This is a genomic window from Arenibacter algicola, assembly GCF_000733925.1.
Classification (GTDB): Bacteria; Bacteroidota; Bacteroidia; order Flavobacteriales; family Flavobacteriaceae; genus Arenibacter; species Arenibacter algicola.
The window spans coordinates 2,355,114-2,367,806 of the sequence record NZ_JPOO01000003.1 but is presented as its reverse complement, the minus strand read 5'-3'; the positions used below and the strand labels follow the sequence as shown (position 1 = coordinate 2,367,806).

Annotated in this window: 9 protein-coding genes; 1 reads left to right on the top strand and 8 read right to left on the bottom strand. The window is 38.1% G+C overall.

All coding sequences use genetic code 11. The features are described from left to right. Positions 1 to 222: 222 nt before the first annotated feature. From U735_RS0120755 to U735_RS0120730, 6 genes are all read right to left on the bottom strand, one after another. Positions 223 to 1,764, bottom strand: coding sequence for a RagB/SusD family nutrient uptake outer membrane protein (locus tag U735_RS0120755; protein ID WP_031445658.1), 1,542 nt, complete (start codon positions 1,762 to 1,764; stop codon positions 223 to 225). 25 nt (positions 1,765 to 1,789) lie between these two features. Next, entirely contained in the window at positions 1,790 to 4,936 is a 3,147-nt protein-coding gene (locus tag U735_RS0120750; protein ID WP_051892265.1) for a SusC/RagA family TonB-linked outer membrane protein, read from the bottom strand. 393 nt (positions 4,937 to 5,329) lie between these two features. Then, a complete protein-coding gene (locus tag U735_RS0120745; protein ID WP_031445656.1) occupies positions 5,330 to 5,599 on the bottom strand; it encodes a T9SS type A sorting domain-containing protein in 270 nt (89 codons plus the stop codon). A 267-nt stretch (positions 5,600 to 5,866) separates the two neighbouring features. Then, positions 5,867 to 6,238 (bottom strand): hypothetical protein, encoded by a 372-nt coding sequence (locus tag U735_RS0120740; RefSeq protein WP_031445655.1) that lies wholly within the window; start codon positions 6,236 to 6,238, stop codon positions 5,867 to 5,869. Positions 6,239 to 6,241: 3 nt separating this feature from the next. Then, entirely contained in the window at positions 6,242 to 7,762 is a 1,521-nt protein-coding gene (locus U735_RS0120735) for a PIN domain-containing protein (RefSeq protein WP_031445654.1), read from the bottom strand. A gap of 106 nt (positions 7,763 to 7,868) precedes the next feature. Continuing rightward, positions 7,869 to 8,972, bottom strand: coding sequence for a Shedu anti-phage system protein SduA domain-containing protein (locus tag U735_RS0120730; RefSeq protein ID WP_031445653.1), 1,104 nt, complete (start codon positions 8,970 to 8,972; stop codon positions 7,869 to 7,871). Between the two features lie 645 nt (positions 8,973 to 9,617). Between U735_RS0120730 and ltrA the strand changes: the two genes are divergently transcribed. Continuing rightward, on the top strand, positions 9,618 to 10,934 hold the full coding sequence (gene ltrA, locus U735_RS0120725; protein WP_031445652.1) for a group II intron reverse transcriptase/maturase: 1,317 nt from the start codon (positions 9,618 to 9,620) through the stop codon (positions 10,932 to 10,934). Between the two features lie 41 nt (positions 10,935 to 10,975). Here the strand turns inward: ltrA and U735_RS0120720 are convergent, their stop codons facing one another. Continuing rightward, positions 10,976 to 11,716 (bottom strand): hypothetical protein, encoded by a 741-nt coding sequence (locus U735_RS0120720; protein WP_031445651.1) that lies wholly within the window; start codon positions 11,714 to 11,716, stop codon positions 10,976 to 10,978. A gap of 535 nt (positions 11,717 to 12,251) precedes the next feature. Next, on the bottom strand, positions 12,252 to 12,461 hold the full coding sequence (locus U735_RS0120715; protein ID WP_031445650.1) for a type II toxin-antitoxin system Y4mF family antitoxin: 210 nt from the start codon (positions 12,459 to 12,461) through the stop codon (positions 12,252 to 12,254). Positions 12,462 to 12,693 lie beyond the last annotated feature (232 nt).

The window sequence follows — 12,693 nt, the reverse complement described above, 5'->3', positions numbered from 1 at the left end:
CATAATATGATCATATATAAGGTGCAAAGAGACTAGAACACAATGAGCTGTAGACAATATTTAAGCCAATATAGGGCCTTTGTTTATTAGCCATGCCCACAGTATATTTTTCCAAATCTTAAGCAAAACAAAAAGGCAGTATCCGTGAGGATACTGCCTTTTAAAATTACAAAAACTAATTAACTCAAACAAAATTGTCAAACCATATAGCCATAGGGTTTATTAATTATAACCAGGGTTCTGTGGTGTTAAATTTGGATTGTTGATCATTTCCTGTTCAGGAAGAGGGAACAACAAATGTTTCTCCTGCAGCGTCTGATCCGAACTAAGGTTAACATGTCCTACAAAATCATCAAAAGTACCGGTTTCACTGTTCAACACTTTTCTAAGGCGCACCATATCGAACCATGTAATCTGCTCATAGCACAGCTCATGCCATCTTTCCTTCCATACGGCCTCCCTTAAGGAAGCTTGGGTGAAAGCTCCTAGAAGAGGGGTTGTCAACTCGGCACGATCCCTTATCCTAGTCAAGGCATCAACCGCATCCTGATTGGGACCTGTTGCCTCATTGGAAGCCTCCGCATAGATCAATAGCACCTCGGCAAAGCGAATTATCGGCATATTCAGGTTGTCCTTTGCAGTACCCGGAACACCAAAGGTTCCGTTGGCAGTAACGTTGAAGTGCTTGAATATATAAGGGGCACCCAAATCAAAAAGTTCACCACTACCATTGGTATAGTAACTGCTGTAAAACCAGCCTTCACGGTCGACTGTCCTTAGATCACCGGCCTCATAGGAGTTATAAAACTCAATTTCGGGTACGGTACTTCCCGTTCCGGATGGTCCTCTATAGGTTACTGGTTGGAAATTAGGGAACATATTGCCCATAGGGTTTCCTGCCACCTCATCATTGTATTGTAGGCTGAAAACATGTTCAACCATGTTCTCCAAATTTTCATCGTGAACCTCGCCGTAGGTATCAAAAAGACCTAATGTTCCAGCATTGTCGATTACCTCTTTGGCCTTACTGGCGGCATCGGCATAGCGGGCCGTTTCATTTAACGGACTTCCCGCCATGGTAAGATACACCTTGGCCAATAAAGATTTTACCGCAGCTTGGGATACCCTGCCACTGTCATCAGTCCATGATAATCCTGCACCTTCAGCAGCCAACAGATCGGCCACAATTTGATCGTAGACCGCACTCTGTGGACTACGGGTAGGATTAAAATCTTCAGACGTTGCGCTCTGCGGCAAGGTAATTAGAGGAACATCACCCCAAAGTCTAACTGCATAAAAATAACCCCAGGCCCTAAAAAATCGTGCCTCTCCCAAGACCTTGTTCTTTTGCGCCTCATCCATATCAATACCGGGGACATTTTCTAGTACCAAATTGGCATTGGCAATAAGTTTGTAAACTCCTCTCCACCAATTCCTGATATGTAATGTATTTGCATCGTAGGAAAGGGAATACAAGTTGTTCAAATCTGAGTTCTGGGCCGTCTGCGTGGTAGACGTACCTGTAACCGCTTCCAATAATTGCCAGTTAGACGAGAAGATTCCCGCACCATCACCCACAAACCTAGCATCCGCATATACAGCAGCAATAGCCGATTCGGCATGTTTGGCCGTAGTGTAAAAACTGTCCGGCGTTAGATTTGATGGATCGGATTCATCCAAAAAATCGGAACAACCCACTGTTGTAAGCAACATTAGCGAACAGAGGTAAAACTTTCCAATGTGTTTTGTTATATCAAATTTCATAATATCTTATTTTAAATTTTATTAATTACAGACCGACTTGCAGACCAATAACGAATGTTGTCGATTTGGGATATTCATGCCACTTCATTCCTTGAGAGAAGACATTGTTGCCCTCACCACCACGAATAGGGGTTACCTCGGGATCTCCAAGTAGTTCATCATTCACCAACAAAAAGAAATTTTGTGCCGAAGCATACAGTCTCAATTTATTCAAATGCATACTCTCAACCAAATTTTGATCAAAAGTATATCCTAACATAATATTCCTTCCACGAACAAAGGAACCATCCTTTACCCAATGCGAATCCACATTGGTCACATAACCAGCACGTGTATCCCTAACTTGGGCAATCATGGTGTCTTGATTATCAGGAGTCCAGGCATCCAATACTGTAGTGTAACTATTGGCAAGCGCCTGCCTATCCTCACTGGAGTGAAGGTTCATATCCATGACATCGTTACCCCATGAATATTGAAGTTCCAAGGTAAAATCTATGTTCTTATAGGAAACATAGTTGGTAAGTGTTCCCCATGCTGTTGGGTAACCGTTTCCTATAATGGACCTATCCTCATCATTAATAATATAATCCCCATTAAAATCCTTATACTTTATATCTCCAGGTAAAATGGTAAGTCCGTTTCTATAACTAACAAATTTAGCGGCTTCAGCGGCCTCATCTGTACCCCAAGTACCCAAACGGGTAAGGCCCCAGAAGGCACCTACTGGCTCACCTACCCTAATAATACTGGTTTCGTTGGTTATTCCAGGTCCACCAACACCAAAGATATCCGATGGTGTAGCCAAGGAAAGTACTTTATTTCTGTTCATGGAAATATTAAAGTTGGTATTCCATGTTACATTTGCCGTGGCTATGTTCTTAGTGGAAAGCCCTAGTTCAAGACCTTTGTTCTCCATGGACCCTACATTTCTCCTAATGGTAGCATACCCACTGGATTGTGGTACAGGGGCATCCAAAAGCATATCTGTGGTTTTCCTGTAGTAATAATCAGCTTCCAAGCTAATTCTATTGTCAAATAAACCTAATTCTAATCCAACATCATACTGCGCGGTCTTTTCCCATTTCAAATCTGGATTCGCCAATCTATTTAGACCGGTTCCACCAACACGGCTATCGTTCCATATGGTAGCGTAGTTAGAGCTTAAAAGAGACAAGGAAGAATAGGGTGGTATTTCAGAGTTACCTGTAACCCCATAACTGGTCCTAAGTTTTAGATTGGAAATAAGGGCATTGTCTACAAGAAAATCCTCGTCCGAAATCCTCCAGGCAACTGCTGCTGAGGGGAAAAAGGAAAACTTATTGTTGTCTCCAAATTTTGAGGAACCATCTGCCCTACCCGTAACCGTAAATAGATACTTGCCATAGAGATTATAATTCAATCGTCCAAAATAGGAATTCAATGCTTCCCTGTTTGCATTGGATTGTACTGCTATATTATCCGATCCTGCACCCAGGTTGTTATATTGAAAGAAATCTGTAGGGAAGTTTCTGGAATCAGCATTTACAAAGAACTCATTGGATTGTTGCCAAGACACCCCCAATAAAGCGGTCAAGGAATTGTTCTCGTTGATTTCCTTATTATAGGTCAAGTAGTTTTCAATAGACCAAAATGTCTGCTTTTCGTTGCTTGCTTGAGCTCTTGCTACCGCATTGTTGTCCAGTACACTGTTTCGGAATTCATTGTTTTCCTGGGTAAGGATATTGGCACCGATTACAGTTCTCATTTCCAGTTCTTTGGTAAAGTTAAGATTGGTATAAAAACTTCCGGCCGTTGTCTGGGTATTTAAGATATACTCATTATTATCTAGCCAGTTCACGGAATTTCGGGTACCTTCTGCATAGGGATAGTCTCTGTTATTGGCATATAAGCCTTCCAAGGGGCCTCCCGTATGAAAAGGAGCGGGGTAAAAAGGATAATCTTCCACCATTCTACGTGGAACTTGGTCATTGGTATCGGCCAAATTCTCTGTCTGGTTATTATAGCTTAAGGAACCTCCGATCTTTAACCAGGTCTTAATCTGATCATCAATAGAAAAACGTCCTGAATAGCGCTTTAGATATGTGTTTTTCAAAAGACCTTGTTCATCCCTAATACCAAGGGAGATGGCATATGTTGTTCTTTCATTACCCCCTGAAAAACCAACCTGATGGTTTTGTGATAATTTATGTTGTACCACTTCTTTGGACCAATCCGTATCATAGATTGCCTTGCCGTCACTATCAAACAAATAAGCCACATTGGGATTTGCTCTTTTTAGTCTTGGCTCGTACTGTGCATAGTTCCCAGCAGCCCATCCAGCAGGATCAAATTTCTGGGTGTTTTCCCATGAAAGTTGTTCTATCATGGCATATTGCTCGGAATTCAAAACCTTGGCCCTATTGGGACCAAATTGGTTTACACTGTACTCCACATCGTAAGTAACCCTACCTTGTCCAGCGCGACCTCTTTTAGTGGTCACCAGAATAACACCATTGGCACCACGAGCACCGTAGATAGCAGTTGAGGAAGCATCTTTTAATACTTCAATAGACACTACATCATTCGGGTTTAGATAATCAATAGCCGAACTAAAGTTAGCTTGATTACCTTGAGGTAACTGAACCCCATCTATAACATATAGCGGGTTATTGGAAGAGTTTATAGAACTAAAACCCCTAACCCTAATGTTGGATTTACCACCTGGGCGACCCGAGTTGGTGTTCACCTGCACCCCGGCAATCTTACCTGATAAGGCTTGATTTAGGGATGTGGCAGGACGTTCCTGAAGCTGATCGGCGTCTACTTGCCCTACGGCACCGGTAAGATCCGATTTTCGCTGACTACCGTAACCGATCAATACCACTTCTTCCAGTTCGCTGGCATCTTCTTCCATAACGGCGTCAACTGTTGTTCTTCCGTTTACACCAATTTCCATGGTTTTGAAACCAATATAACTGAAAACCAAGGTGGCATTACTACTTACATTGTCCAATGTGTAGTTACCGTCAAAATCTGTTTGGGTTCCGTTGGTTGTACCTTTTACCAACACGTTCGCCCCAGGCAAGGGTCCGGATCCATCCGAAACATTTCCTGTCACTGTTTGTGCCCCCGCCAGACCGAAACATAAAAATGCTCCCGCCAGCAATAGGCATTTACCTAGTGTAATCTTCATAAATAAATTTTTTAGTTAGTTAATTGTTTTTAATTGCATGCCCGGCCGAGTTAAAAGCATAGAACATACAATCGTTAAATATATCTTAAGGAAAATGGATTGTTGCGGATTAGTAAAAAAAGAACTCTAAAATTCATGAATTTTAGAGTTCTTTCCTACATTTTTTGGGGCATCCCTAATTAGGGCCTTATTTTTTGGGCCTTTTCAAATCAATACTAGAATTGGTTGCATTGGCCTTAAATTTTGGATTCCACTTCTTTTAAACAGGGTTATAATATATCCAACTATATGATTTTCCCTGTTTAAACAACCATATAGGGATATACAACTATAGTTACAACATGTAAAACTTGACAGGAAAAAAATCGGTCCTTATCTCTTCTTTTGAATATTTTATTTTAGGATTACTTTTCTTAGGGAATTGCCAAATGGGGTCTCCAGCAGAACTGCATATACCCCAGAGGGCAATCCAGAGATATCAAAAGGAATGGTATAGGAAGATTCCCCTCTGGCTTTTTGAGAAGCCATTAGGGCGTTGTTGGTGAAGTTGAAGATTTTGATGCTTATGTTTCCTCTTTCAGATAGGGTTATATCGGCAATGAATTCCCCACTGGTTGGATTGGGGTAAATGATAAAGTCTTCTATAAGTTTTCTAGGATCCACTTCGCCCTCTCCTGAAGTAAAAGCTTCATTTTCTATTACCAGTACTTTTTTGGTCTGTTGAGCCCAACAGTCCCCAATTTTTGTGATAATTTCCTAATAAAGTTTTTACAGATTTAGTACATTGGTGGGAACGTCATTGTCAATGCTTAGTTGAGTGGTTTAGCATGTGATTTAAGAAATAAGAACCGAATAGAAAATCCGGAAGGATTTTCTTATGTAGATTACAACCAAACAATTAATTATATACATGGTTTTGACAATAGTATTTTATTTCACGTATGCAAAAGATTGTGGAGGATGTAAATTAAAATCTGTTTTTAAGCATTTAGGTACTTTATATTTTTTCATGTTCTTAACTTGAATAGCGAACCCTTTTTCTCTTTCCGAAAAATAATCATAAAAAAAATCTTCTGAAATTCCCGAATGTTCTTTTGTCAAGTTCCAAAGTGTTTCGAGGTCATTATTGAAGATTTTACCGATTTCAAATTCGCCAATTACTTTTTGCACTGGCGATGATGCATAAACTATTATTGATTTTACGTTATTATTTTTAAATATGGTTTTTCTAAATTCAAATTTTTTAGAGCCATCAAAAATCTTAAAGGCATATTCTGGTTTAATTGATAAAACGACTTTCATATATTATTTTCGGTTGTAAGCAAAATTAACTAATTTGTTAAATTGATTGTTATTTAATTCTATAAATCCACGTGGCATATTCATGATGTCAGGAATTATGCCAATTCTGTTCAAATCATTGAGTGTTGGCTTTGGCGTCGGAAAAGAGTGAGCATAAAGAAATTTTATTACAAAAGGTCTATATTTGGGATATTTATTCCACCAGTCTTTCTCTAAATCTGCCTTTTTAATCATTGTTCTTCTATAGCAAGCCTTATAGAATTCGTCAAAGTCTGAAAATCCATCGATAACTTCCTCTACAATGCATATTGATGTTACAGTACTTGAATATTTTTTTGGCTTTGTGTCTCCCATTCTGTAAATAATTACAATATCTCCTGCTAGAAGATGTCTGTCTTGAGAATGTGAGATATACACCTTGCCAATTCTATTACGATGTGGTTCGTTTTCTGTATATTTAGTCTCATCTTCTCTTGTATTAATACTATCGGGAAATAATTCCGTGTGATATTCAGGTTCTATTTTGATTATGTATTTTCTTGTATTTCTAGAAAAGAATGGAAAAGTTAGTTTTGGTTTGTTAATGTTAATTGGTTGTGATTTTCCAAAAGGTCTTGTTAAAACGATTTCATCTCCATTTTTAGTGGATTTTATTCCGTGTTCTCTGAATCCCCAACCTTTAAGCATTTCTATTAACTGTCCTTGCTCTGGTCTTTTATCAAATATCGTAACATATATTTCATCAACTTTATATTGAATAGCATTATCAAAGACAATTTTCAAGAATCTTTCCCCAATTTTATATCCATTGCTAATTACTTTTAAGGTTCCAATTTTCAGTCTTTTTTTCTTATCAAATGTTGGTTTTATTTCAGAGTAGTTTTCCGTTTTTTCCTCAACTTTTATGTAAAGAAATGCAGTTAAGTTATTGTCGCTGTAACATACATAACAAACTTTATCAAATTTTGATTTAAACCAATTATTAAATTCATTATAGTCTTCTCGGAAACTATCAAAAAAGTTGTCATTAATGTCAACTTCTGCAAAGTCAGCTTTTTTAACAGCAAGGACATTGTATTGAACTAATTCAGGGTTTTCAGATGTGGCCTTTTCGAGAAATGATTGAATTTTAAATACTTTGTCTGAAAGTCCAAGTTTAGAAGCTTTGGCATGTATTTTTTTGTCCTGCGTTATTAATAAATCTATCCTTCTCTCATAGATTTCGTTTAATAGATGAGTGTCATTAATGTCATTGTCATTAACATCAAATTCTGTACTTACTCTTTGTACATTTTCCGAAAATGGAAGTTGATGTCTAATTCTATTATAGCTATCTAATTTTATTGCAAAAGCTGCAACTACTTGTTTGTTTTGGTAAGAATCAATTTCAGAGATTGTAATTGGATGAATGTATTTTTCATAATGCAATTTATCAATCCAATTGAAAAGTTGTCCAATTGCGTGTTCTACTACTCTGTTGGCTTCTCTGTGAATAATTATGTTAGTATCTAGAAGTACTTTCATTCAATGATTGTTCTTGAGTTTATTCACATTATTGCCAACGTCCCGCATACACGGCGTGGCGGCGTTTAGCCGACATGACCGTTGTATGCTTTGTTCTCGGCTGGCTTCATTCTTCTTCTATTGTTTCGTTATATTTATCTCTTTCAAACCCATAATTTACGATATTATCGAAAGTGGCTTTTGCTCTTTTGTACAACCAATCGAATCCAACTATTTTCAATATTCCCTGTGTTGATTCATTTTCTTGTTTTAAACGTAAAGTTTGCATTTCATCTAATTCAGATTCTCTACCAATAACAACAAGACAAAATGGTCTGTAAATTTCAGGAAATCTTTTGATGGCATATAGATTATTATTGATTGCCCAATCTCTGAAATCAAGAGCTTGTCTTTTAGCATGAGTGGCTTTAGAAGATAACTCTCCAGCCTTTGTCATTATTTGAAAATCTGCTTTTTCTATTTCAACAACTGTATATGAATCGTCCATTGAGCGAATTAAAAAATCAGGAATTAAGGATTCTCCAAATCTTGGCTTTGACCATATTTGTGAATGAAATGGTTCAAGAATGTATGGGTTCTTTTTTAAGTAATTTTGATAGTCGATTTCATCTTTGCCGATTAGATTTACAAGTTCTAAATAATTCTCTATGCCATGCCTATCTAAGTTGAACCACCTTGCCATTAATGCCGCAAACATGTGTTCTTGAGCTTGTTCATTTATTGAAAATCCAAGATTCTGCATTAATCCAATCGGAAATTTATCATCTTTTTCCGCTTCTCTTGCCAATGTAATTAAACATTCTTTAGCTGTTTTTACCCATTCAGTATTTTTGTAATTATCAGATTCCAATTCCAATTTCTTAATTGATTCGAAATTAAATTTCGAGAAAAGGAAATCATTTAGAGTTCTACTTGAAATATGACTAATCAACCTCGAAATATTATTTAAAGCCCTAAAACCACCTTTTTCTATCGTAGCTTTCGTCAATTCTTGCAATCCTTCAATACCCCAATGCAATGTTCCTAATGCTGCGATATTCTGATATTCCATTTTTTGAGTGATTCCACCAAAATCACATAATGAAAGCATGATTACATGAGATAAAGCTTCTTGGTTGTTTTTTTCGTATAGTTCAATTATCATCCTGCTTAAATCTTCAGGACTTCCATTATCTATATGCCATTCAACTTTATCTTTTAGTGTGGTCATTTTTTTTCTTTTGCTTACCGAGAACGTTGATGTGTATAATTAGTGGCGTGTTTAAGCACCTAATTTAGCAAATACAAACGGAATAGAAAATCCGCGAGGATTTTCGTAAGCAAGCTAAAACTAGCCATTAATTATACACGGTGTGTGTGCCCAGCATGGGCATCTTTATCATATCTAAGATATGGTATTAATCTAGAGGGTGCAAGTCCCTTATGGGCAGGGGTAACTCCTTGAACCATTAGTAAGTCGCAAGGGTGGTAACTGCGAGGTTACATCTGAAGGAAGCGAGACTACAAAGCTCGGTACTGACGGACAGGAACCGTATATGAGGCATTTATGCATGGGTAAGCAAGCACATCATTGTAACGCCCAATGAGTACAAAAGGTGCATTTATGTAGATACGGCAGGAATCGGGGGAAAGAAGATGCCATTACCTGGGGAGGTCTCTACAACTACGAGTTGGTTAGGTAGAGAAGTCAGCAGAGGTCATAGTACTTTACAGAAACGAGCGGATGGATAAATCCGAGGTCTCACAAGCAAAGGAAGGGCCAAACGTAAATTGGTCTTCAATGCAGAACGGAATCCGCCCTAGGCGGATAGCCCTCTGTAACGAAGACAGGTCAAAGAAAATGTAAACCAAAAAAATGATTGGACAAGTAGTACATCCTTACAATCTGCAAAAAGCCCTAGAACAAGTAATTGCGAACAAGGGCAGTGCAGGAATCGATGGAATGAAAACAACGGAACTCACAGAGTATCTGCGAGAGAACAAGTTGCACATACTCCAAACGGTAAAGCAAGGAAAGTACCGACCCCAAGCCATTCTTGGTGTGGAAATTCCCAAGGCAAACGGGAAATCCCGTCTCTTGGGAATCCCAACAGTAACCGACAGGTTGCTCCAACAAGCGGTATCACAAGTTGTGATGCCTAAATTTGAAAATGGTTTCAGTGCCTATAGTTATGGATTCCGCCCCAACAGAAATGCCCGCCAAGCAGTTGGCAAGGCTCTGGAATATATCCATGAGGGGTATAGTTTTATCGTAGATATAGACCTAAAGACATTTTTCGATGAAGTAGACCATTGCCTGCTTTTGAACTTGCTCTACCAAAAGGTAAAATGTCAAATTACGCTCCAATTGATACGTAAATGGTTACGAGCACCGATCTTGATCAATGGCAAACTTGAAAAGAGGAGAAAAGGCGTCCCACAGGGAAGCCCGATCAGTCCGTTATTGTCCAACATCCTGCTCAACGAGCTGGATAAAGAACTGACCAGACGGAAACTTCGGTTCGTTCGCTATGCCGACGATTTCAGTGTCTACACCAGACGAAGAAGTGATGCAACGGCAACGATGGGAGCAATCTCAAAGTACCTAAAGACGAAACTTAAACTCGCGGTAAACCGGGAGAAAAGTGGCGTAAGGAAGCCAGTGCAGTTCACCATCTTGGGTTTTGGTTTCGTACCCACCTATATCAAAGGGGAGAAGGGCAAATACCAATTGGTAGTGAGTGAAAAAGCATGGAAGAGTTTAAAAATGAGGGTAAAGACGATAACCGCTAAAACCAAGCCCATGAGTTTCGATGAGCGGGTTGCCAAGATAAACGAAATCCAACGGGGATGGTTAAACTATTTCCGGGGAACAAGTATCCATGGCAAACTTCGTGATTTGGATGGATGGCTTAGGAATCGTTTGCGCTATTGCATATGGACAGACTGGAAGAAGCCCGAGAGGAAAAGGAAAAACCTAATCCGATTGGGTGTAGACCAAGACCATGCATATGCGTGGAGTAGAACAAGAAAAGGAGGTTGGGCAGTAGCCCAGAGTCCAATTTTGAACTCCACTATTACCCTCAAAAGACTTCAAAACAGGGGCTACCAAGCAATGTTAAAGCTTTACATGGAATTGAACCCATCAATTTACGAACCGCCGTATACGAGACCCGTACGTACGGTGGTGTGAGAGGCGCACTCCGTCAGTCAACGGCGGAGCCGTCTACTCAATTACCCGCTGGCTTTTTCGTCTTTTTTGTAATCAAGATAGGAAGGTGCGTGATTCAAATCCAATTTAGGTAATGGTTCTTTAGTTCCGGTATATTTATGTAAATCAGCAGGTTGAATTGAAACATCTTTAGTTTGTGTCGGCTTTGGCGACGATATGTATGCGGTTCCTCTTTCCGCTAAATTCAACCATCTTTTCTCATCCAAAAAGTAATTCCATTCAGCTGCTTTTATCCATTTAGGCTTATCGTCAATTTTTATTTCTAAAATACAGAGCATCTTTTTTTGAATAACTGGTTCTTCCCATCTTGTTTCAAAAACAATTTCTTTTATTTTAGTTTCTTTTGAAACTATAACTGTTGGCATCCAATCTTCGAGAACAGCATTATCAATCCATTCAAATCTATTATTCGTTAGTTTTTTACCATCTACAATCCATTTAGGTTCAAAAATTTCATAATGATTAGGTATTGGAAGTTCAGGAAATGATATTTTTATTCTAATATCTTCAATCTTTCCAATTTGAGCTCCATTATTTGTAAAACTGATGGGAATATTAAAACTTGGTAAATACCATTTTTCGCCTTCACTTTTTATAGGATAAATTCTGAACTTGCAGTTACCAACTGTCAAAATTGGTGTGAACTTTTTGAAATGGGTATTCCAGATTGCAATTATTGAAACTCCAAGTGCTATCGTTGAAACGATAATTGCTCCTAAAGAAATCCAGTCAGATGATTCCATATTTTGTTTTTTTTAGCTTGCGGGTAACGTAGGAATAAAGTTATTTGTTGCTATATTTCTATTATAGCGGCATCAAATATTTACTACAACGTACAATTTATCGTTTTTCTATTAAATTTCTGTGGTGTACAATGGGGGGAATACTACAACCAAGTGTGTTTACAAACTTCTAATATAGTAATTTTTATTATTCATGTTCAGTACGTAGATCAAGTTCCAAAATATCCCTTGAACTCAAATATTGTTGATTATTGATCAAACTTTTGACAAGCATAAGAATGGGCTATTGTCTTATGATGGTAAAGAAATAAAATCCGCGCATGTTTGCCTTGCGGATAACCGTATGTGCAGTGCTTTTGGGTTTCTTGAAATAACGGCACGGGATTATGGAGTACAGGGGCTTAACATAGTCTGGATTTCATCGCTAAACTCATGGCGAGTATAGCGCAAAGGCATAACACTTTGTGCGGTGAGGTGCGAACATCACTTCTGTTGGCCAATTCATATTGTCTCACATAAAAGTGTCTTTATTAGTTCATTTATTAAATATTCTACTATTCACAGGACCTAATTCATGCCCAAACATGCGGAGTACTAGGTTTACCTTATCTAAATTTAGATTTGTTTTTCCTTGTTCAATTTTGCGCACTACCGTTAATGCAACACCTGCACGTTCCGCGAATTCTTCCTGAGTAAGATTAACTTTTTTTCTGCGTTCTTTCACAAATTCCGCCAACTGTTTCATTATATGTAATTAGATATAAAATTTTGTAATAGTACTTAATTATATGCAATTAAATATAAAAGTATTAAAAATTCAATATTTATATTCTTTTACATATAATAAGATGTTCAAACCTCATTGATGAGGTTTTCTTACTTACACTGCTAGCTAAACGTAATGATTTGGTAATTGGTGCTATTAATCCTTTTAATCTTAAGTCGATTATTGGGAATAGCACGAGCATGATGCTCGC